Below are 21,459 nucleotides of genomic sequence, written 5' to 3' on the forward strand. Positions count from 1 at the left end.
ACGGCCCGCTCATATACAAGGCAGGCGTGGCAAGCATCGCATAAACTTATCGCCGCTGCGTTAACGAAAGCTGATCGGCGAAACGTCCTGACGCAAAATGGGCTCGATCGGTTTCCTACGGGCGATACGGAATGGCGTCGGGAAGCACGATCCCGACATCGCGGGCATAACCATCCCATGCCGCCGCGAGCGCCGTCTTGCGCGCCGGGTCGGCCAGCGACAGGTCGCGCGTCTCGCCCGGATCGCGGGCGATATCGAAAAGCCGCCATATCCCGTCGCCGATATCGGTGAGTTTCCAGTCGCCCTGGCGAAAGGCACGCGATCCGAACAGTTCGGCGCCGATGCCGTCCTCCGCACCATAGACGCGGGCCTCGGGATTGCGGAGCCAGGCGGCCCATGAGCGCCCGGTGATCGGCCGGACCGTCCGGCCGCCGAAACGCGTCGTGGCGGGGTCGGCGCCGGCGAGGTCGAGCAAGGTCGGCGCGATGTCGGCCACCGACAGATATTGTGTCGCCGCCCCCTCGCGCTGCGGGATGCCCGCGCCGCTGATGAAGGCGACCGTGCGTGTACCGCCCTCGCTGTTATAGCCCTTGGTCAGCCACGACGGCGCCGTCGCCGCTTGTGCCCAGCCCGCGCCATAGGTGATGTAGGAGGAGGCGGTGCCGCGGTTCGTAAAGCCATTGTCGGCGCCCTTCAGCGAGCGTGCGAGCATTTCGGCGCCGGTGGTTTCGACATCGAGCGCTTCGGCGCCATTGTCGGCGAGAAAGACGATCACGGTGTTGGCGAGTTCGCCCGACCGGCGCAGCGCGTCGACCACGCGGCCGACATTCTGGTCGAGCCGGTCGACCATCGCGGCATAGATTTCCATGTTGTGCGCGGCGACGCGTTGCTGGTCGGCGGTCAGCGAATCCCAGCTACCGTCGCGATTGCGCGGCGTGTGCGCGGCGACATCGGACGCGAGGATACCGAGTTCGCGCTGCCGCGCGAGGCGGCGTTCGCGCAAGGCATCATAGCCTTCGTCATACCGCCCCTTGTAACGCGCGATGTCTTCGCGCGGCGCCTGCAGCGGCCAGTGCGGCGCGGTGAAGGCGAGATAGGCGAAAAAGGGCCGTTCGCGCTTGGACGACGCGGGGCGTTCGCCCAGGAAATCGATCAGCCGGCTCGCGAAATAGTCACTCGAATAGAAATCGGCGGGCAGGCGCGTCACCTGCCTGCCGTCCTCGCGATAGGTCGCGGTGCCGCCCTTTGCAGGGTCGGCGTCGGTGCCGTAATGATTATGGCCGCCTTGGGCGAGCGCGAAGCTGCGCTGGAAACCACGCGCAAACGGGTCCTGTTCCTCGGTCAGGCCAAGGTGCCATTTGCCGGAAAAGAGCGTGCGATAGCCGCTGACCGAAAAACGCTCGGCGATCGTCGCGACATCGCGGCGCAAATAGCCCTCATATCCCGGCTTCCCCTGCTGGTTCGGCCGGATGAGTTCGGCCATCGTGCCGAGGCCCGCGATATGGTTGTCGGTTCCCGACAACAGCATCGATCGCGTTGGCGAACAGGTCGGTGCGGTGTGGAAGCCCGCGAGGCGGATACCGGCGATTGCGAGCCGGTCGAGGTTAGGGGTTCGGATTTCGCCGCCGAACGCCCCGATGTCCGAATAGCCGAGATCGTCGGCGACGATGACGAGGAAGTTCGGGCGGCGCTCCTTCGCTTCCGCAGGCGCGGTCGATACGAGAACCGCGAGCGCGGCGAACAGGAAGCGGGCAGGGCGGAGACCGTCGATCATGCGGAAGGCTTTCGGATAAAAGGGCGGCGCACCCGGGCGAATGGAACCCGGGCGCGCCGTAGACGGGACCGGCGCCGTCACAGGAAGGGAGGAGAGTCGTTAGCGCCGGTCCGTAAGTTCATGCGGGTTCGTGCTCGACCGCGCGTTCCTTGCGAACGGTGCGGCTATTACGGCCGTCGATCGCCACCGGCACATCGCCCGCGATCGTCGCGCGGCGCAGCGTCCGGCGCTGGAGCCCGAAGTCGGCGGTCGCGCGGTGCTGTGTCGCCTGATTGTCCCAGATCGCGACGTCGCCCGCGCGCCAGCGCCAGCGCACGACATTTTCGGGCTTGGTGATATGATCCTGCAACGTCTGGAACAGCCGCGCGCTGTCGGCCTGGTTCAGCCCGACGAATTGCTTGACGAAATGGCCGAGCAGCAGGCTGCGCTGGCCGCTGACCGGATGGACGCGCACCACCGGATGCTCGGTTTCGTACACGGTCGAGGCAAAGACGTTGCGATGTTCCTTGATGCGGTCGCGCGCGGTGTCGTTGTCGGGCGCGCTCTGCAGGATCGATGCATAGTCATAGAGGTTGGTGTGCGTCGCCCACAGATTGTTGACGAGCTGGCGCAGCACCTCGGGCAAGCCCTCATAGGCGGTTTCGCCGTTCGCCCATTGCGTGTCGCCGCCGGCTTCGGGAATGGTCAGCGCGCGCAGGATCGACGCCTTGGGATAGGCATCGACGAAGGTCACGTCGGTATGCCAGCTCGATGCGGCATAGCCTTCGCGGCTGTCGAGTTCGAGCAGGTAGCGCGATCCGTCGGCGACGGGGACGGTCGGGTGCGCGACCGGATCGCCGAGCAGCGCCGCAAAATCCTCATGTTCCTGGTCGGTCAGATGCTGCTGGTCGCGGAAGAACAGCACCTTGTGGCGGACGAGTGCCGCCTGAATGGCCTGCACCGTCGCCGCGGGCAGGTCGCCCGAGAGCTGGACGCCGTTGACGACGGCGCCGATGGTGCCGGTCACGGGCGTGACGTCGAGGTCGATACTCTTGTCACGGGCATTGGCATAGCTGTTGTGAAGGTCCGTCATGATCAATCTCCTAGGGGTAGACGGCGGGGGGCATCCGGCGAACACGCGATCGGGCGGTCGGCGAATTTGGGAAAATGATGTGGGCGAGGTGAAGCGGGCGGCGCATCACAGCTTCGTCCGGATCGTGGCGCCGATCGTGCGGGGTTCGCCGATCAGCGCGGTGACGATGCCGGTGTTCTGGGCCGACAGCGTCTGGTAATAATCCTTGTCGAACAGGTTCCGCGCCCAGAGCGACAGGTCGAAGAACCCGTCTTCGGTGCGAATGCCGATACGCGCGTTGGCGATTCCGAAGCCCGGGACATCGGCGTAGCGGCTGTCGCTCGACGAGGTGTTGAAGGTCGAGCGGTGCGAATAATCGGCATGGGCGTAGAGCGACAGGTCGCGCCCGCCGAGCGCCCCCAGCGGCGCCGAGGCATCGCCGCCCAGCGTGTAGGTGAATTTGGGCACGCCGGGGAGCTGTTCGCCGGTCAGGTCCTGCTTGCCGTCGAGGTTCAGCCGCTCGGGCGCCTGCGGCGCGTTGGGATAGTCGCTGTAAGTCGTGTCGGCATAGGCGGCGGAGGCATAGAAGCTGACCCGCTCGCTGACCGCGCCCGACAAATCCGCCTCGATCCCGCGCGACCGGACGCCCGGAATATTCGCGATATATTGGCGGAAGTTGACGGTATTCGCGACCTGTTCGGTGATCGCGGTCTGATAATCGCTGATCTCGGTCCAGAAGCCCGCGAGGTTGAAGGTTACCGCGCGGTCCAGCCACTGCGTCTTGACCCCGATCTCATAGCTGTCGACCTTTTCCGGCGCGACATCGGGTTCGATGCCGGCGGGGAGTGCGGTCAGGTTGAGCCCCCCCGACTTGTTGCCGCGCGAATAGGTGGCATAGGCCAGCGCATCGTCCGAAAACTGCCACGCCAGCGTCGCAAGACCCGAAATGCTGTCGTCGCTGAAGCGCGTTGAAATGTCGGTGATGGGGTTGAACTGGTTACGGATGATCGCCGCATCGCGCGCGATGTCGGCGGGCAGCGCCGACAGGTCGGTGCCCGCGACATGATATTGATGAAATGACCCGCTCTTCTTTTCATGCGTGTAGCGCAGGCCCGCGGTCAGCGTCAGGCGGTCGGTGAATTTCCAGTCGAGCTGGCCGAACAGCGCATAGCTTCTGGTGCGCGGGTCGGAGGTCGAATTGGCCTCGAACCCGTTGACCGCCGCTTCCCAGGTCGCGAGCGGGAAGGGCGACGCAGGCGGCCGGTTCCACAGCGCCGCCGCCGGGCCATAGGCGGTCGCGCCCTGGCCGCGGATGACCTGCCAGAAATAATAGGCGCCGACGACATAATCGATCGGCCCGCCGGTATCGGACGCGAGGCGGATCTCCTGGCTGAACTGGCGCTGGCGGTTCGCCTGCTGCGCCTTGGTGATCACCGGCAGCGAGGTGGAATCGCCGTCGTTCGCCGGGTTCCAGTCCCACCAGCGATAGGCGGTGATCGACGTCAGCTTGGTGTTGCCAAGGGTCCAGTCGACCTGCCCCGACACGCCATAGCCGTCCATGTTCGACTGATAATGGCTGTCGGCCTCGCCGCGCCGCGCAAAGGGGGCGATGGTCGGGAAGACATAGCCGGGAAAGCGCGCCGCGCGCTGGGCGAAATTGTTCGGGATCGTCGCGCCATTTTCAAAGGTGCCGAAATAATCGGCGAAGACGTTGAGGACGTGATTCTGCTTTTGCCGGGCAAAGTCGCCGATGATCCGCACTTCGAGGTCGGACGACGGCGTGAACAGCAATTGGCCGCGCACGCTCCAGTTCGAATAATCCTGCGCGCGTTCCTTCTGCGTGTCGTTGTACAGGAAACCTCGGCGTTCGGTCACCGAACCGCTGACGCGGACCGCGAGCAGATCGTCGATCAGACCGCCCGACGCCGAGCCGCGCAGCTGGTAATAGCCATAGTCGCCGACGCTCGCCTCGCCCGAAAATTCGGGGTCGAAGCTCGGCTTTTTCGAGGTGATGTTGATCGCCCCCGAGGTCGTGTTCTTGCCGAACAGCGTTCCCTGCGGGCCGCGCAGCACCTCGATCTGCGCCAGGTCGACCAGGTCGAACTGCGACTGGCCGACGCGGCCGTAATAGACATTGTCGATATAGAAGCCGACGCCGTTTTCGAGCCCGTCGTTGGTCAGCGCGACATTGCTGCCCAATCCGCGGATATTGATGTTCGTATTGCGCGGATTAAAGCTGAAAACCTGCAAACTGGGCATGATCTGCTGCACCTGCGTCAGCGTGTAATTGCCCGTTTTTTCGAGCGTGCCGGAATCGACGACGGACAAGGCAATGGGCACGTCTTGCGCGCTTTCATCGCGGCGCCGGGCCGAGACGATGATCTCGTTGGCGTAGTCACCGCCGGCGTCATAGCCGGCCACGGCCTCGGCGGTCTCCGCGGTGGTGTCGTCCGCCCACGCGGGCGCGGCGGGCAGGAGAAACGCCGCGCCGAGCAACAGGCGGAAGCGATGGTCGGGAGAGAATTTGGTCATTAAATATGGTCCCCGGGCGGCGATCCCGCCCCCTTTTTGATGTGATGGAAGTTGGCGCCATGCGCCGGGCCGGATCGGGAGCGCGCCAGTCCGTCGCCCCACAAAGCGCGCGCGGCGCTGCGCAGGGACGCAGGATAGCGAGCCAGATCCGACAGGTCGGATTGGGTCAGCAAAGGCATGATGTTCCCCGCGCCGGCACGCAGGCGCGCGCCGGACGTTGTGCCACGAGTGTCTCGCGTGAGGAGCGCGCGGCGGGGAGGGAGGAGGCGCCGCTGCGCGGAACGGGATGCGGTCGGTCCGCTATCCCACGCGCAGGATCGGCGAGGATCTAGTGTCTGGTGCTACACATACGCATCGCAATACCCCTTCAGGGGGAACGCAATGCCTGGCGCTGTCGCCCGAGCATCACGCGCTTTAGCTGTTGGTAACGCGGAGCAAGCTGCTTCCCGGTCAAAAGCCGCGGGTCGAGGGGAGAGCCGTCACCCGTCTCGACCAGCGCCGAGCGACAATGTCAACTTAAACGATTGATTTTAGATTCGTCAATGACACGGGTCCGCTTTTGCGACGAAGAAAATCTTTCAGACGACAAGCGGAGGTTTGATGGTGCGCGTGCGTTTGGCCGAAATAAGGCGTCGCCCCCGCGAAGGCGGGGGCCGCTGTCGGCCTAGCGCAAGGTTGCCAGCGGCCCCCGCCTTCGCGGGGGCGACGGATATTAAGCATTCACCCTCAAAACCCCGGAAACCGCGGCACGGGATCGAACATCAGCGCGAAGAAGCCATAAGCGCTGGCGATCAGCAGCAAGGCCCCTGCCCCGGTAACGAGCAGTTCGGCGCGCAGGCGGCGGACGAGCCAGGCGCCGATCGGGGCGCCGAGAACGCCGCCGATGAGCAGGCCGATCGCGACCTGGCTGAAGGTCTTCCAGCCCATCGTGCCGATGAAACCGGCGGCGATGGTCACGGTCACGAAAAACTCCGATGCATTGACCGTGCCGATGATCCGCCGCGGCTCGCCCCCCTGGGCAAGGAGATTGGCGGTCGCGATCGGACCCCATCCGCCCCCGCCCGAGCCATCGAAGATACCGCCGACGAATCCGAGGCTGCCGACGAATTTCAGGTCGCGATAGGTCTGCGGCCGCCGCGCGCCGCGCCAGAGCAGATAGATACCGACGGCGCCGAGATAGGTAAGCACCACGGGCCGCGCGACGTCGTTGGCGAGGCTGGTCAAGACGAACACGCCGATCGCGCCGCCGATGATGCCCGGGACGACGAGGCGGCGGAACAGCCGCCAGTCGACGTTGCGCTGCAACGCATGGCTGACCCCCGACACGCCGCTCGTGAAGCTTTCGGCCGCATGGATCGCGGCCGAGGCGGACGCGGGGGGCAGGCCGAGCACCAGCAGCAACGCCGTCCCGACCACACCGAAAGCCATCCCCAGCGCGCTGTCGATCAGCTGCGCCGTGAAACCGATCAGGATGAAAGGGAGCAAGGCCGTCAACGAAAGCTCGGCCCACGGGATCATCGCGCCGTCTCCCTTCTGCCAGCTCTTGCGGGCTTGCGGCGCGTCAGAAGGAAAGCTGCGGGGAAACAGAGCGCCAGCAGCGACATGCTGCCCGCGAACAACGGTTCGCTTCCCGCCAGCCAAGGCAGGATCGCGGCCCAGATCGAGACCGCGAGCAAGGTCAGCAGCGTCTGCTCCTGCTCGACATCGGCATCGGCGGTCAGCGGCACACCGCGCGCGTCGGCGCGCAGATGCTCGAGGCGGCTGGCCACAATGCTGTGCCGTTCGACGCGATCGGTCGGCGCCAGCGAGGTGAACAGCGACGCGACCCCCGCGCCGACCAGCCGCACCCCGACCGCGCGGGCGAAGACGCGCCGCTCGCCCAGCCGGTCGCTGATCGCGCGCAGGCGCAGGCGCCCGCCGAACACCAGATCGATCAGCGCCTCGCCGGTGACCGCCTTGATCGGCCGGTCCTGCACCGCCTGGCTCGCCTCGACCCAGTCGAAGATCGCATTCGGCACGTCGATCCCGCAGGCGCGTTCGAGCCCCTGGAATCCCGGCGCCGAATTCGCCTCGCAAATGCGATAACCGTCGTCGTCGAACAGGATGTCGATCCCTGCGACCTCCAGCCCCAGCGTGTCGGCGGCGCGCGCCGCAAGCTCGGCCATTTCGCCGGTAAGCGTATAGGCGATGCCGATGCCGCCGAGTGAGACATTCGATTTGAACTGGCCCGCCGGCGATCGCCGTTCCATCGCCGCCATCACGCGGCCGCCGATCACGAGGACGCGGACGTCGCGCCCGTGGCTCGACCGGACATAATGCTGAAACAGGAAATCGGCCTTGGCATCGGCGCTTTCGAGCAGGCCGGCCAGATCCTCGAACTGGCTGCGGTCCTCGCATTTGAGAACGCCGGTGCCGCGCGTTCCGCGCAATGTCTTGACGATGACGGGGAAACCCAGCTCGGCCTCGACGACGTCGATATCCATCGGGAATTTGCCGAGGATCGTCGCGGGGATCGGCAGACCCGCGCGCGCCAGCCGCTGCATCGTGTGCAGCTTGTCGGCGACCAGGTCGATCGTCTCGGGCCCGTTGACCAGCCGCACGCCGCGCCGCTCGAAATGCCGCAGGACGGCGAGGGTGAAATAATCGGTCTCGGCACCGGTGCGGCAGAGGATGAAATCGGGGCGCTCGAGCGAATGATCCTCGTAATGGACCGACCATCCCTCGTCGGGCGCCGCCACAATGTCGAAATTGTGGGGCTTGAGTACGAGCAGTTCGATGCCGCGCGCCGCGGCCGCTTCCTGAAAGCGCAGGATTTCGGGAACCTCGGGCAGGGCCGGATCGAGATCCCGATGGAATAATATCCAACCCCGCAAAACCATCTCCATCGCAAAAGGAACCATGCCGTGCCGAAACGCCCCGATCGCCGGTTTGTTCATCGCCGCGTCCGGCGGTCCGGTCAGCGCACGCTCATCCTCCCATGGAAGGCAGCCTATGTCGATCCGGTTCGCGATGGGAGCGCCGGGCCGGCCCTCCGATCTCACCCGCGGCGACGGTGGTTCGCTTGCCATCGTCGCACCGCGACGGGCATGGTGACGCCGCCCGACAGGATTTCTATCGTGGCAAGTCCGGACGGCAATAGGGCGCCGCCGAAGAGGTTTTCGGCGCTCGCACCCAGCCGGATATATCGGGCAGTCACGGCTTTCCGCGGGAAGCGGGCAAGGCGATTCGCCGGGTCGGCAAGATGCTCCGCGCGCCAGCTGACGAGCGGTTGCATTTCCCCAAACGCCGGATCATCGGAACAGTCGATGCAGAAATGGACCGGGGACCGGTGTCCCGGCACCACGCCGGTCTCCACCGGGCGCAACCGGATCGCATCGATCGGCCTGGCGGCGCCCAGGTCGATCTGGACCCAGCCGAAATCCTCGTGCTGCTCCCCGTGCCGCTCCCCGTCTTGGGACGAAAGCCGGTAATAGCGCGCGAGCGAAGCGATGATCGGCGGGGCGTCCGCCCGGAGAGGTAATGCGCCCGCGCGGGCTGACCCCGATGGCAGGAGAGGGGCGGCGACAAGGCCGAGCCCGCCGATCGCCGATCGCGCGATAAATTGTCGCCGGTTCGTGTGCATTGCTCGATCCCCTGAAACCCCGATCCCGCCTGTTCAAAGATAGAATGGCGTATTCGTTATCTGTTCGCAGCCGTCCTTTGTGACCAGAACATGGTCTTCGAGGCCGCTCATGCCCACCCCTGGATGCTTCATAAAGGCTTCGACGGCGATCAGCATGCCGGGCTCATAGGGTTCGTCGATCTTTTCATATTCCTTGAACATGATTTCGTTGGCCGATGTGCCCTGCTCTTCCTTGATGTCCTCAAGCGCGCCGGGATCGCCTGCCGGAATGATGTGCGGTCCGTAGAATGTGCCCATCTGATGGCCGAAAATTCCCAGATTCAGGTCGATGCCATCCCCCGCATAACGCAAGGCGGCTTGTTCGCCGATCGCCCCGAGCTGCCTTGGGGTGACGCCGGGGCGGATCGCCCTGATGATCGCCTTGCACACTTCGGTGGCGCCTTCCAGGATATGTCGCTGTTCCTTCGTCGGACGGCCCCCGCAAACGGCGGTGCGGCCGGGATCGAGCCAATAGCCCTGGAAGATCGGCCCCTGAATCCATCCGCGCACCATGTCGCCCTTTTTCGGCGCGCTGGTGTCATAGCCGCAGAGCATGTCGCCGAGGAGGAAGCGCTCCGCATGCGCGCCATGATGCATGTCGATGCGTGAAAAGCACCCGCCGCGCCGCATGATTTCCATCGCCGTGCGCGCCGCGGCCTCCGCCGATGTCTCGCCGGCGATCAGCGCGTCCATGCCGGCGGCCAAGGCATGGGTGGTGATATCGCCCGCGGTCCTGAACGCCTCCTGTTCGCGCTTCGACTTCACGCGCTGGGGTTCGAGCAGGAACCATTCGTCGGTCACCCATTCGATCTGCGGGGTCAGGCTGCGCAATCGCCGATCGTAAAGCCCGGGAAGCACGTCATCGCCGACCACCGCGACGCGCCCCTCGATGCCGTGCTTGCGGAAATATTCGGGAAGCCCGGTGATCAGGCTTGGTTCGTGGACGATCAGTTCGCCGCAGACGGCCTTGGCATATTCGGTTTCTTGCGGCGGCTGGGCGCTATGCAGTTCGGGCGCGCGGCCGTCCCTGAACAGCACCGCCGAAAAGGTCCAGGCGCCCATCTGGACGTCGTCCGCCCAATCCTGGCCCGTGCCATTATTGGCGAAGTTCGTGAGCCAGAGACCATTGCCAAGCCGGTCATAGGACCCAGCCCCGCGCGACCAGACGAGCAGATGGTCATAACCCTTCGCGCGCATCGCGTCCCACACCCGCTGCCAGCGCGCCTCATATTCCTCGCGCGGAAAATAATTGTTGGCGGCCACGTTCCGTCTCCCGAAAATAAGCCGATCAGCCCTTGATGCGGACCGTCAGGCCGATGGTTCGCGGCGTCGCATAGGTCACATTTTCAAACACGCCCGAAATCGTGCTGACCGCTCCCGAACCGATACCCAGGATGCCACGCTTGTTGAAGGCATTGCGGACGAACAGGCTGATATCGAGAGTGTCGCCCTCGGCGCCGATGTCGAAATTCGCAATGTCGTAAGCCGGACGGAACCGCCCCGAGTTGAGTGCGCCATCGATACCGAAAGGTGTCTTTCCGACATGCTGCCAGGCTCCGCGGGCATAGACTTCCCACGCATCGCTCACCGGATGGCGCAGTTCGGACGAAAGCGAGAATTTCCAGCGCGGCGTTTCAGGGATCGGGTCGCCCTTGGCATAGCCTGCCGAGGCGCCGAAATCGGCCGGGACGCTGGAAAAGGTCGCGTCGGTGTAGCTCATTTGCCCGCTGATCATCACATGGCGCGACGGACGCAGGCTCATTTCCAGTTCGGCGCCGTCGATGCGGGCGTCGCCGGCATTGGCGAAGAACTGGATGCCGCAGGGGTCCGGGATCGAAAGCTGGATGCCCTTTTGTTCGATCCGATAGGCGGCACCGTTTACGGTCAGCACCCGATCGGATGTTTCGACCTTGGCCCCGACCTCGTAGTTCCAGACCGAATCGGGATTGAAGACCTGACCCGCCGATTCGGCAAGCGCGCATCCGAGTGCCGGGGAGATCGCTGCGTTTGCGCCGCCGGCCCGGAAGCCGCGCGAGACGGTGGCATAAAGGGTGGCGTTGTCGATGGGTTGGTATTTCACCGTGAAACGCGGGCTGGCGCTCGTCGTCTTCGCGGTGCCGCGCGGCGAGTCCTCTCCGCATAGAACGCCGGGAATAGCTTCCCGGCAGCTCGCCTCGAGCGTGTTCTTCAGTTGATAAACCCGCACCCCGGCGATCAGTTCGAGCTGGTCGGTGGCCTTGAAATTGATTTCGGCGAAGCCGGCGATCTGCTGCTCGGAGGTTTTCTGGATATAGTTATAGCTGTTCGGTCCGACCGGGCCGTCGGCCGGGCCGAACAGGTCGTTGAGCAGATCGGAAAATGCCTGCCCCTCGAAATCCTCGCCCAGCGTCTGGTTGGTGTGGCTGAAATAGAGGCCCGCGATCCAGTTGAGCGGGCCGCCGTTCGACGAGGTCAGCCGCAATTCCTGCGCATAGGTGTCCGCCTTGCCCGGCGTCCGGCTGCCGAACGGCGCGAACTCGCCGAAAATATTGTGGCTGAGCAGGCTATAGTCGTGGAGTGAGTCCGCCTTTTTGCGAAGGAAGGAACTCGATGAAACCAGATCGATATCGCCGAGCTTCTTCTCGACGGTCAGGTTGGCGACGAACAGGTCGGTGCGCGATGGTTCCGGGCCGATCGCACTCGCACGGCCGAAACCCGGCAGGTTGGTCTGCGTCGCAATCGGATTGCCGCCGTTGATCCGCTGAAAGAACAGGCTTGGCGTGAGCGTGAGATCGTCGCCGGCCTCCAGCCGCACCGCGGCGCGGATGCCGAAGACTTCGGCACCGTTGGCGTTCTTCTCGGCCAGCCTGTCGGCGGATTGCGGCGCGGAAAAACCCGCGAGCGTGCCGTTGTAGCGATCGATATAGCCGGCGATCTTCTCATAAGTACCGGTCAGGCGCAGCGCCGCGTTGGCTGCAATCGGCAGGTTGATGGCTGCCTTTGCGCCAAATCCTTCGCCGCCGCCCTTGACGCTGTTGACGAAGGCCTCGCCGTGCGCGCCGAAAGCCGAAGGATCGGGCTGGTTGGTGATGAAGCGAATGGTCCCGCCGGTCGAACTCGATCCGAACAGCGTGCCTTGCGGCCCGCGCAGGACTTCGACGCGCTGCATGTCGAACAGATCGATGCTCGGCGTGCCGCTGTAGACATCGGTCCGGAAATCGAACGGCGTATCGTTGATATAGACCGCGACCGCCGGCGCGAGGCCGAGATCGGTGCCGAGACCGCGAAGCCCGATGTTGGACTCGCCCGGACCGACGGGCGTGAAGGTCAGGCTGGGCGTATTGCGGACCAGGCTTTCGGTGTCGCGGATTGCCAGGCGCTCGAGCGCCTCGCTGCCAAAGGCGGTCACCGCCTGCGGCACGTCCTGAAGCCGGCTTTCGCGCCGCTGGGCGGTCACGACAATGTCGCCGCCCGACCCTTCGCCGGTGCCGGCTTCGCTCTGCGCATATGCCGGCGGGGCAAGGACGCAGCCCGTCAGCAAGGAAATCATCATGGTCCGCTTCAACATATCAATCCCTCTCGATTATTTTCTTGTTTCGGCGTCGATCCGCCGCGCGGCACCCTTTACGGCGCCGCAAGCACTTCGGTGCGGCCGAGCCCGTTTTGCTTGACCGTGTCCGCGTAAATGAAACCAGGCTCGCGATGGTAGCTGAGCAGCGCGATGATCCGCTGCGTGTTTCCGGCAACCTCGGTCACGCGGTGCAACGCCCGGCGGCCGCGGAAGAGCAGCAGGGTACCCGCCCCGACCTTCTGAAGGCGGGTTCGGGGCGACGCGCCGTCGAGAATGGCGTGGATATCCTCGGGCGGCGCATCGTCGACGCCGGGGGCATATTCGAACGCGCCGCCGGTTTCGGCCTCCTGGAGCAACAGCGAGACGACGAAGTCATTGTCGTCGAAATGCCAGCCCTGCTGATCGCCCACGCCCATATAGGTGAGGTTGATGTTGATCAGCGGATCGGCGATCGTGTGGAGGCTGTCGATGTCCAGCGCGTCGCGGACGAGCGACATCAGCTCTTCCGATTCATAGAAGCGGCGCAGCGCGCCGGCCGAATCGAGCAGGTCCGACCCCAATATCCACATCGAATAGGGCGAGGTGCGGCTGCGCAGTTCTTCGTCGGCAACGGCCGCGATCGGGCCTTGCGGGTTGAAGCCGAGCCGCTGGTCCCGGCGGTAGGCGAGGGGGAATTTCGCGGCGGCTTCGGCCACCATCTCGGCCAGCGCATCGGGCGCGATGAAACCGGGAAAGGCGGCCGCGCCATCCGCTCCGAGCTGGCTGGCGGCCCGGTCGACGATCGCGGCACGACGATCGGGATCGGACAGGGGATATAGCGTGGCGTTGACGATCGACATGAAGGCTCCTGACAAAGACGGCCGGAAGAAATCCGCTCCATGAGATAATCGCATGCATGGAGCCTGCCGCCAGAAGAGTATTTCTGTGTTAGCATCTCGAAATGTGATGGATCAGAATCTCAATCGGCCGGACGGGCGCGCAAGCTGACCGTCCCTGCGACGGCAAGGACGACGCACAGGAGGCAAAAGGCTCCAACGGCACCAAGCGACAGATTCTGGAGCAGCAGCCCGCCGATCGCCGGCCCGATCGCGAGGCCGCCGCCGGTCACCGCCGGGGTCAGCGCGATCAGCCGCCCGTCGCGGTCGACCGATGCCAGCAGGCCGAATTGAAACGCATATTGAAAGGGCCAGGCAAAGGCGAACAGGCTGACCGAAAGGATGAAGGGCGCGGTGCCGGACAGGAACGCAAGCCCCCCGACACCGGCGACGAGGAGGCCGAGCCCCGACAACAGGCCGACGGTCCGCGGCAGGCGATCGGCCACCACGCTCGCGACGAGCGAACCCGCGAGGCTGCCGAACGCCGAAACGGACAGCGCGAAGGCGACCGTCCCGGGCGCGAGCCCCTTGCCGATGCCGATGCGTTCGAGAAACGGCCACAGCGAGGCCATGCCGACGAAATAGAGGAGGATGCACCCCAGCGCGCCAATGACAAGCGGGTTGGCGGACAGCCGGCTCTGACGCACTCTCCCCGGCGCCGGCTGCGCCCTGCCGATGACGGGGGCAAGCCAGAAGCCGGGAAGGGCGATCAGAGACAGGATCAGGAAAAGCCAGGGCCATCCCAGACTGGCCGCGATCCAGCCAAAGCTGCCCATGCCGACCATGCCGACGATCGACTGGCCCGCGAAATAGATGCTGATGCTGCGCTCGGGGCGCGTCGACCGGCCCATCGCCGCATAGCAGATTCCGCCGACCACGCCTTCACCCAGCCCGGAGAGGAAGCGGGTCGCCGCGACATAGCCATAATGGTCGTCGAGCATGGTCAGCAAATTGCCGGCGATCATCACCGCAAGAGCGGCGCGAATGACTGCGGCCCAGCCAAAGCGGGCCGTAATCAGCGGGCATAGCAAGCTGCCGATCAGGATGCCGCCCATGTTCAGTGCGGCGATCGTGCCTGCCCCGGCGACGCCGTAGCCAAACCGGTCCGCGAACACGCCCACCATCACGGGCAGGACCGCCGGCAGCGTTGCCGCCGCCACGCCCAGATAGATCGCGGCCCATGTCGAGAAGGGGGGTGTCGAGGCGGGAGGCGTCGACGCGGGCGCCATTTGCGCCGTCATGCCGGCCGTGGCTTGCGCTTGTGGAGCCGGCCCGCCTTCATGATCGCGCGCAGGCGCCGGCCATCTTCGGCGAGCAGCGCAATATCCTCGAGCGGGTCGCCGTCGACGACGAGCAGGTCTGCCACGGCGCCCGGAACGACGCGGCCGAGGTCGGGCCGCCCCAATATCTCGGCGCCGGTGACCGTTGCCGATCGCAAGATCGCAGCGGCCGGCTGAACCTCGCGGCGATAGACGAATTCGCGCGCCTGCATGTCGAACACGTCGCCGGGCAGGTCGGTGCCGAAACCCAGCGGGACGTCCGCGCGCCATGCGGTCTCGAAGCCCTGCATTGCAAGGTGGGCAATCTCCTTTGCCTTCGCCGCCGCCGTCGCGGGCAGGCCGAGCGTATCGCCGCGCTCGGACAGCGCCATCACCACCGACAGGGTCGGCACAGCAAAGCCGCCGGCGTCGCGCAGCGCCGCGGCGGCTTCCGGTGAGATCAGCGTCGCATGCTCGACGGTCCGCACCCCCAGCAGCGCGGCGCGCATCACCGCCTCGGCGGTGTGGGCATGCGCCGCGACATAGCGGCGCCACCGCGCCGCCTCCTCAACCGCGGCCTGCACTTCGTCATCGGTGAACTGCTGCATCCAGATGGGATCGGTGGGCGAAAGCACACCGCCCGACAGCATGATCTTGATACAGTGCGCGCCCATGCGCAATTCCTCGCGCGCGGCGCGGCGCACTTCGTCGGCGCCGTCGACGACATGCGCGATCATGGTCATCCGGCTGCACCCGCACGGCTCGACATCCTCATGGCTGGGGCGCATGTCGCCATGACCGCCGGTCATCGAAAGCGTGCGGCCGGCATAGAAGAGGCGTGGCCCGGGGATGAGCCCATCTTCGATCGCCTGCGCGAGGCCATGATCGCCGCCGCCGACATCGCGCAGGCTGGTAAACCCGCAATCGAGCGCGTGTCGCAGCATCCGCGCGGCATGGGCCGCGGAATAGGTCGCCGGATGATCGAGAAGCTGGACCGCGTTGGCGCTCGAAAGCCGGGCATGGATATGGACATCGATCAGGCCGGGGATCAGGGCGCCGCCGCGAACATCGATGATATCCGCATTGGCGACGCGCGCCGGGCCGCTATCGACCGCCGCGATCCGGCCGTTTTCGACCACCACATGGCAATCCTCGCGATAACCGTCGGCACTCTCGTTCAACACGCGGGCATTTTCGAATGCGATGATCGCCAACTTGTCCCCCATCGGTCTTGACTGAAGGGGGCAGCCTAGGCGCGGCACGGCCGTCCCGTAACAAGAGAAATGTGGACACTCGATGCCTTTTTGATATGAAGACGGCGATGAGGAGCCTGCGCCAATCCCTGCCCCCGCTGAACGCGCTCGCCGTGTTTGAAGCGGCGGCGCGGCATCGCAGCTTCACGCGCGCGGCGGCCGAGCTCAATATCGCGCAGTCGGCGGTCAGCCGCCACGTATCGAATTTGGAAGCGGATCTTGGCGTCACGCTTTTCATGCGAAGCGGTAACCGGCTTGCGCTCACCGGGGCGGGGGAAACGCTGGCCGACGCGATCCTGTCCGGGCTTGGCCGTATTCGCGACAGCGTCGATGCCATCCGCCGCCGGCGCGGTGAAGCGGACAGTTTCACGATCGCCTGCACCTATGCGATGGCGCACGACTGGCTGATGCCGCGGTTCGGCATGTTGCGCGCGGTGCTGCCCAAGGCGCAGCTCCGGCTGATCACCTCTGACACCTATCAGAGCTTCGATGCCGACGAAGTGGATTTGTCGATCCGCTATGGCGAACCGTCTGATTGGCCCGGCCTCAGGCATCGCAAACTTCTGGAAGAAGAAGTTTTCCCCGTTTGCACGCCGGCGATGCTGGCGCAGTTCCCGGGGCTAGCCGAAGATAGTCCAGAGGCATGGGGCCAAGCGCCGTTGCTGCATTTTGCGCCCGATGCGCAGGGCCGCGTCGATTGGCTCGACTGGTTTGGCGATCTCGGCATCGCACCATCGCACGATGGCCCGATGTTCAGTGCTTATACGCCGATGCTGCAGGAAGCGCTGGCGGGGCGCGGCGTCGTGCTCGGCTGGCGCGGTATCGTCGATCCCTACCTGGAAACGGGCCAGCTGGTGCGTTTGGCGAACCGGTCGATGACCTCGGGGCATGCCTTCTACGTCGTCCACCGCGCCGACGCCTGCGAGGCCGTGATCGAGGCGGTGATCGAGGTGCTGGTGCATCCCGAACCGCCGGCTGCTCCGGCTATTTCGTGACGCTGCCCGCCAGGAAGCGTTCGACTTCGAGCGCGAATTTCTCCGGCTCCTCGACCTGGGGTGAATGTCCGCTCCGTTCGAAATAGACCAGCCGTGCACCCGGGATGGTTTGGCTGATCTTGTACGCGACTGTCGGCGAAACATTCGCATCGAAGCGTCCGTTGATGACGAGTGTCGGAACGTCGAGCTTGGCGAGGGCGGGATAAAGGTCGAGCTTCATCGCATCGAGCATGACCTCGGTACAGACCTCCTGCGAAAAGGTGCCGGCGTCGCCGCTTTCCAAGGCACGATTGCGCTGGTCGTAATAGGACATGCGGTCATAGGCGTCGATCGCGATGCATCCCATCTGCCCCGCCGGACTGGAGTCGGGGGGAATGGCGGCGACAATCTCCGGATAAAGCTTGTCGAAGAGAAATTCATGTTCGGCGGGTTTGGCCGCGCCCGATCCGACCAGAACGAGATGCGCGACATGCCGGGGGTAGCGGGCGGCATAGGCCATCGAAATGATGCCGCCGAATGAATGGCCGAGCAGATCGATCCGTTCGACCTTCAACTGCTGCCGCAACGCTTCGAGATCGCGGACCATGCGATCGACAGTCATATCTTCGGGACTTCGGGCCGGGGGCGATTTGCCGGTGCCACGCTGGTCGTAGAAGATGATTTGGCGACGCGCGGACATTTCCTTCCACGCCGGCGCATTGATGAGATAGCTGTGGTCGAAGCCGGGTCCGCCATTGACGGCGACCAGCGGGACCTCGCCCGGCGCACCGATCGCAACGTGATAAAGCGTCTCGCCATGCGGATCCGGCGATGTCGGCTGGTGCGCAGAGGCAAGGCCCGGCGCGGCGAGGCCGAGGCAAAGCGCAAGGACAAGATGGCGCGGCTTGCGGACGGTCATGGGCTCTCTCTCCAAAAAATCGGTCGTCCCAGCGATTAGGAAGGAAGCCGATATATGGCGACCGCAAAGATCAGATGCACGCATGACAACAGGCTATGCAGTGGATCGTCGACGGCCGTCATCCCGGACCGAATTGCGAACCGCTACGCAGCCTAAGATGTCCGTTTCCGATCATTTCAGTTCGAAAGCGGACGGGCCGCAAACCGCCGTTACCGGTCGCGGCGCATCTGCCGAAGTTCCTCGTTGCTTTCGGACAAGCGAAGCGCCTGCTTTCTGGCGTAAAGCGCGGCGCCATGGCCCGGGGCAAACCGCGGCTCGACGAACCGGAATTCCTTTTCCTCCAACGCTTCCAGAAACGGGCGGCGGACCAGCGGTTCCTGGCTCAGCACGCCGCCGGACCATGATATCGATACTGGCATCCCATCGGGGAAACCGAGGCTTTTTCTCAGCGCGCCCGCAATCGCCGCGAGCTCTGCGGCCGCGGCGTTGAGGATCGCGGCCGCGCCCCGATCGCCTTCCGCCGCCGCTTTGGACACGACGCTGGCGAGACCGGCGATTTCGCCGCGGCCCATCCGGTCGGTTCCCATGATGCGCTCGCACAGCTCCAGATCGTGATCCAACGACAGGGCATCGACAATCCGGTCGTGCAGAACATCCTTGGGTGCGCGGCCGTCGCTCATCCGCGCGAACAGCGCCAGTCCCTGCACGGCGATCCAATAGGCCGATCCTTCGTCGCCGAAGACCTCGCCCCATCCGCCCGCGCGCGCGGATTGGCCCTCGCGTTCGCCATAGCCGATCGATCCCGTGCCCGCGACGATATTGATCCCGTCCTCGCAGCCCAGCGAGCCCGCCCAGCCGCAGATCATGTCGTTGCCGCACAGATAGCGATCATGTCCGAGCAGGCGGGCGCAGGCGGCGTCCAGCTGCGGATCGATGACGCCGTCCTCGCCATAGGCTGGCAGGCCGAAAAAACTATGGTCGAGCGCCGCAGGTGTGACCCCTAGCGTATCACAGACCGCCATGATCCCTTGGTCGAGGCGGCGCACCGCCTCGTCGACGCCGACCTGCAGATGATAGGTCGTGCCGGTGACGGCGCGCGCGATGACCGCGCCCGCCGCGTCGATGCAAACGAACTCGGTCTTGGTGCCGCCGCCGTCGACGCCGAGGAAGATGCCGCCGGTCATGTGCCCGGCGCGTGAATCCGCACGCCCTGGACGACGCGGTTGACGGTGCCGCTCGCATTGGGGCGGTCGGGGGTGAGCCCGAGCGCCAGCGAAACGTGCAGGCCGAACAGCTGCGCCGGAACGATGAACGGGAACAGCAGGTCGGCGTCGCCCGCGCCTGCCATGCCGGCAATCGCCACCTCGGCATCGTCGCCGGGTTGGGCGGAGACCATCACGACCGCGCCGCTGTGGCCGTCGCTGCGCAGTTCCTGGACGATGTCGAGGTCGTAGAGGCGGGTCAGCGGATCGTTGGAGACAAAAACCACGGCGAGCGTCTCGGCATTGATGATGGTCTTGGGACCATGGCGAAAACCGAGCGCCGTGTCGAACGCCGTCACCACCGCGCCATCGCTCAATTCCATGAGCTTCAGCGCCGCTTCGCGCGCCAGGCCCTTGAACACACCGCTGCCGAGGTAGACCACGCGCCGAAAGCCGCGGCCCGCCAGGTCGGCGACCAAAGGTTCGGCGTGCGCGACCATGGCTTGCACCGCCGCGGCGATCGCCTCGACCCGGCCGTCCAGCCTGTCGATTCCGCTGAGGATCGAGAGCGCGGCGAGCATCATCGCACTGAAGCTGGAGGTCATGGCGAAGCCGCGGTCGTGCGTCGCCTCGGGCAGCACGACGACGTGGATGTTGTCGCCTTGCCGCTGCCCCAACGCGCCTTCGGCATTGCAGGTGACGATGAGGTGGAAGGCTTCGTCGACATGCGCGTCCACCAGGTCGGCGGCGGCGATACTTTCGGGGCTGCTGCCCGAACGGCCGAAGGAGACGAGCAGCGTCGGCGCGTCGCGGCGGAGGTGAAGGGTCGGGCCGCTGACGATATCGGTGGTCGCGATCGCCTCGACCGTCCGGCCGAGCTCGCGCGACAGCCACGGCGCCAAGCATTCGCCGATGAAGGCGGAAGTGCCGGCGCCGGTCAGGACGACGCGCAGGTCGGGGCGGGCAAGCAGCGGCGCCACGAAGGCTTCGATCGCCGCCTTGTTCGCACGGAGCAACGCCTGGGTTGCGCGCAACGTCTCCGGCTGCTGCGCGATTTCCCGGCGGGTGAAGGGCTCGGCATCATCGTCCGGGGTTTCGGGGGCCAGCAAGGCGTCAGGCATCGGGGTGGCAAGCTCCATGATAAGCGTCGAGGGCAGCGCTGATATGCGCCATGACGAGGTCGGCGGGGTCGAGCGACGCGCGCCCGGCGCGCACTGCGGCATAAGCGAGGGGCAGATACTGGCTGACGAGCGACAGTGTCGGCGCGGTCTCGCGAAGGTTGGCGAAGAGGCGATCCTGCGCTGCGACGATCGCGGCGTCGGGCCAATAATAGCGGATGCGGTCGGACAGGCTGTATTGCAGCTGCAAATCCAGCGCCGCGCCCTCGGCATGATAATATTTTTGCCAATGGCCGGGCTCGGCCCGCATGCGTTCGATCGCAACGGCGCGCAGGCGGGCGCGATGTTCGGGCGTGACAAGCTCGGCCTCGATCGTGTCGAGTGCCCATAGCGCCTCGCGCAGCGCGAAGGTGACGCCGGGCCCGACTTTCAGGATGGCGAAATGATCACGAACCAGCGATGCGAGTGCCTCGGCGGTCTGATAATCGGTGGAGTGGGCTTCGAAGACGAGGTTCGCGACCGGCTCTATCGAGCGGCTGAGCGCGGCCGCTTTCCCGGGGCGATAGTCGACCACCTTGTCATGGTCGAACTCGACGCCGGGCTGCACGACGGTTGCGATCACCCGTTCCCACGCGTCGGCGAGGCCCGTTGCGCGAAACAGGTCGCGGTGCATGTCGACCGTGGCGATCGCCGCTTCGGGCGTCGTCAGCGCCAGTTCGTCGAGATCCTCGGCGGCGCCGCCCGGTACCGGCACTTCGGTGCCGATGACATAGACCGGCGCCTCGGCGTCGTCGCCGTCGAACGCATTCTCTGCGGCGCGGCACAGGCGCGCGGCGCGTTCGGCGATGATGCGTTCGGGAAGCGGCACCGGGTCATCCGCGCAGCTCATCGAACAATCGAGATGAATCTTGCGGAAGCCCGCGCGGACATATTGGGCGACCATGGTCTCGGCCCGCTCCATCGCGTCGGCGGCGGACAGGGCGGTCCAGGGATTGGGCCCCAGATGGTCGCCGCCCAGCACCAGCCGCTCGCGCGGGAAGCCCGCCTTGTCGGCGATCGACTGGACGAAGTCGCGATAATCGGCGGGGTGCATGCCGGTATAGCCGCCGTCCTGATTGACCTGGTTGCACGTTGCCTCGACCAGCGCGATCGGCTGCGCGGTGCGCAGCGCATGGCGCAGCGTCGCCTCGATCACCAGCGGGTGCGCGGAGCAGACCGATGTGACGCCGATCGGCTCACCGGCCTTGTGCCGCAGCACGATATCTCGAATCGCTTTCACCGAAGAGCTCCT

The 21,459-nt window shown here is 65.5% G+C and carries 16 protein-coding genes; 1 reads left to right on the plus strand and 15 read right to left on the minus strand.

Features of this window, described 5'->3' with window-relative positions:
- Positions 1-115: 115 nt before the first annotated feature.
- The 11 genes from FHR22_RS00855 to FHR22_RS00905 all read right to left on the minus strand — a co-directional run bounded on the left by FHR22_RS00855 (position 116) and on the right by FHR22_RS00905 (position 15,916).
- Positions 116-1,774: an arylsulfatase gene (locus FHR22_RS00855; RefSeq protein WP_166937974.1), complete on the minus strand. Its 1,659-nt coding sequence runs from the start codon at positions 1,772-1,774 to the stop codon at positions 116-118.
- Positions 1,775-1,892: 118 nt separating this feature from the next.
- Positions 1,893-2,846, minus strand: coding sequence for a TauD/TfdA dioxygenase family protein (locus FHR22_RS00860; RefSeq protein ID WP_166937976.1), 954 nt, complete (start codon positions 2,844-2,846; stop codon positions 1,893-1,895).
- 105 nt (positions 2,847-2,951) lie between these two features.
- A complete protein-coding gene (locus FHR22_RS00865) occupies positions 2,952-5,357 on the minus strand; it encodes a TonB-dependent receptor (protein ID WP_166937978.1) in 2,406 nt (801 codons plus the stop codon).
- A 726-nt stretch (positions 5,358-6,083) separates the two neighbouring features.
- Positions 6,084-6,875: a sulfite exporter TauE/SafE family protein gene (locus tag FHR22_RS00870; RefSeq protein ID WP_166937980.1), complete on the minus strand. Its 792-nt coding sequence runs from the start codon at positions 6,873-6,875 to the stop codon at positions 6,084-6,086.
- The gene (locus FHR22_RS00875; protein WP_243853404.1) at positions 6,872-8,293 is read right to left on the minus strand and encodes an ATP-grasp domain-containing protein; all 1,422 of its coding nucleotides are present in this window, start codon (positions 8,291-8,293) and stop codon (positions 6,872-6,874) included. Before FHR22_RS00875 ends, FHR22_RS00870 begins: the two co-directional genes overlap by 4 nt.
- Before the next feature lie 101 nt (positions 8,294-8,394).
- Positions 8,395-8,979, minus strand: coding sequence for a twin-arginine translocation signal domain-containing protein (locus tag FHR22_RS00880; protein WP_166937982.1), 585 nt, complete (start codon positions 8,977-8,979; stop codon positions 8,395-8,397).
- A gap of 33 nt (positions 8,980-9,012) precedes the next feature.
- Positions 9,013-10,281: a M24 family metallopeptidase gene (locus tag FHR22_RS22205; RefSeq protein WP_166937984.1), complete on the minus strand. Its 1,269-nt coding sequence runs from the start codon at positions 10,279-10,281 to the stop codon at positions 9,013-9,015.
- Between the two features lie 25 nt (positions 10,282-10,306).
- Positions 10,307-12,565, minus strand: coding sequence for a TonB-dependent receptor (locus tag FHR22_RS00890; RefSeq protein ID WP_166937986.1), 2,259 nt, complete (start codon positions 12,563-12,565; stop codon positions 10,307-10,309).
- 56 nt (positions 12,566-12,621) lie between these two features.
- Positions 12,622-13,407, minus strand: coding sequence for a 2OG-Fe(II) oxygenase (locus FHR22_RS00895; RefSeq protein ID WP_166937988.1), 786 nt, complete (start codon positions 13,405-13,407; stop codon positions 12,622-12,624).
- A gap of 119 nt (positions 13,408-13,526) precedes the next feature.
- A complete protein-coding gene (locus FHR22_RS00900) occupies positions 13,527-14,684 on the minus strand; it encodes an MFS transporter (protein ID WP_166937990.1) in 1,158 nt (385 codons plus the stop codon).
- Positions 14,681-15,916, minus strand: a complete 1,236-nt coding sequence (locus FHR22_RS00905; protein WP_166937992.1) for a metal-dependent hydrolase family protein — start codon at positions 15,914-15,916, stop codon at positions 14,681-14,683. Before FHR22_RS00905 ends, FHR22_RS00900 begins: the two co-directional genes overlap by 4 nt.
- Before the next feature lie 107 nt (positions 15,917-16,023).
- Here FHR22_RS00905 and FHR22_RS00910 point away from each other — a divergent pair, with 107 nt between their 5' ends.
- Positions 16,024-16,950 (plus strand): LysR substrate-binding domain-containing protein, encoded by a 927-nt coding sequence (locus tag FHR22_RS00910; RefSeq protein WP_166937994.1) that lies wholly within the window; start codon positions 16,024-16,026, stop codon positions 16,948-16,950.
- Here the strand turns inward: FHR22_RS00910 and FHR22_RS00915 are convergent.
- The 4 genes from FHR22_RS00915 to FHR22_RS00930 form a co-directional block, all read right to left on the minus strand.
- Positions 16,940-17,848 (minus strand): alpha/beta fold hydrolase, encoded by a 909-nt coding sequence (locus tag FHR22_RS00915; protein WP_166937996.1) that lies wholly within the window; start codon positions 17,846-17,848, stop codon positions 16,940-16,942. The two genes, FHR22_RS00910 and FHR22_RS00915, sit on opposite strands and share 11 nt — an antisense overlap.
- A 209-nt stretch (positions 17,849-18,057) precedes the next feature.
- Complete coding sequence (locus FHR22_RS00920) at positions 18,058-19,032, minus strand: N-acetylglucosamine kinase (protein WP_166937998.1); 975 nt, start codon at positions 19,030-19,032, stop codon at positions 18,058-18,060.
- Positions 19,029-20,171, minus strand: a complete 1,143-nt coding sequence (locus FHR22_RS00925; RefSeq protein ID WP_166938000.1) for an SIS domain-containing protein — start codon at positions 20,169-20,171, stop codon at positions 19,029-19,031. The genes FHR22_RS00920 and FHR22_RS00925 overlap by 4 nt, the downstream gene beginning before the upstream one ends.
- On the minus strand, positions 20,164-21,447 hold the full coding sequence (locus FHR22_RS00930; RefSeq protein ID WP_166938002.1) for a D-tagatose-bisphosphate aldolase, class II, non-catalytic subunit: 1,284 nt from the start codon (positions 21,445-21,447) through the stop codon (positions 20,164-20,166). The genes FHR22_RS00925 and FHR22_RS00930 overlap by 8 nt, the downstream gene beginning before the upstream one ends.
- Between the last annotated feature and the right edge of the window lie 12 nt (positions 21,448-21,459).

The organism is Sphingopyxis panaciterrae (assembly GCF_011762125.1).
GTDB classification, from domain to species: domain Bacteria; phylum Pseudomonadota; class Alphaproteobacteria; order Sphingomonadales; family Sphingomonadaceae; genus Sphingopyxis; species Sphingopyxis panaciterrae.

Excerpts from the sequence above, each read along its gene's own strand:
- FHR22_RS00925 (WP_166938000.1), bottom strand. The coding sequence starts at position 20,171 with ATGCCTGACGCCTTGCTGGCCCCCGAAACCCCGGACGATGATGCCGAG.
- FHR22_RS00875 (WP_243853404.1), bottom strand. The coding sequence starts at position 8,293 with ATGAACAAACCGGCGATCGGGGCGTTTCGGCACGGCATGGTTCCTTTT.
- FHR22_RS00855 (WP_166937974.1), bottom strand. The coding sequence starts at position 1,774 with ATGATCGACGGTCTCCGCCCTGCCCGCTTCCTGTTCGCCGCGCTCGCG.
- FHR22_RS00895 (WP_166937988.1), bottom strand. The coding sequence starts at position 13,407 with ATGTCGATCGTCAACGCCACGCTATATCCCCTGTCCGATCCCGATCGT.
- FHR22_RS00880 (WP_166937982.1), bottom strand. The coding sequence starts at position 8,979 with ATGCACACGAACCGGCGACAATTTATCGCGCGATCGGCGATCGGCGGG.
- FHR22_RS00865 (WP_166937978.1), bottom strand. The coding sequence starts at position 5,357 with ATGACCAAATTCTCTCCCGACCATCGCTTCCGCCTGTTGCTCGGCGCG.
- FHR22_RS00890 (WP_166937986.1), bottom strand. The coding sequence starts at position 12,565 with ATGTTGAAGCGGACCATGATGATTTCCTTGCTGACGGGCTGCGTCCTT.
- FHR22_RS00860 (WP_166937976.1), bottom strand. The coding sequence starts at position 2,846 with ATGACGGACCTTCACAACAGCTATGCCAATGCCCGTGACAAGAGTATC.
- FHR22_RS00915 (WP_166937996.1), bottom strand. The coding sequence starts at position 17,848 with ATGACCGTCCGCAAGCCGCGCCATCTTGTCCTTGCGCTTTGCCTCGGC.
- FHR22_RS00900 (WP_166937990.1), bottom strand. The coding sequence starts at position 14,684 with ATGACGGCGCAAATGGCGCCCGCGTCGACGCCTCCCGCCTCGACACCC.
- FHR22_RS00910 (WP_166937994.1), top strand. The coding sequence starts at position 16,024 with ATGAGGAGCCTGCGCCAATCCCTGCCCCCGCTGAACGCGCTCGCCGTG.
- FHR22_RS00870 (WP_166937980.1), bottom strand. The coding sequence starts at position 6,875 with ATGATCCCGTGGGCCGAGCTTTCGTTGACGGCCTTGCTCCCTTTCATC.
- FHR22_RS00920 (WP_166937998.1), bottom strand. The coding sequence starts at position 19,032 with ATGACCGGCGGCATCTTCCTCGGCGTCGACGGCGGCGGCACCAAGACC.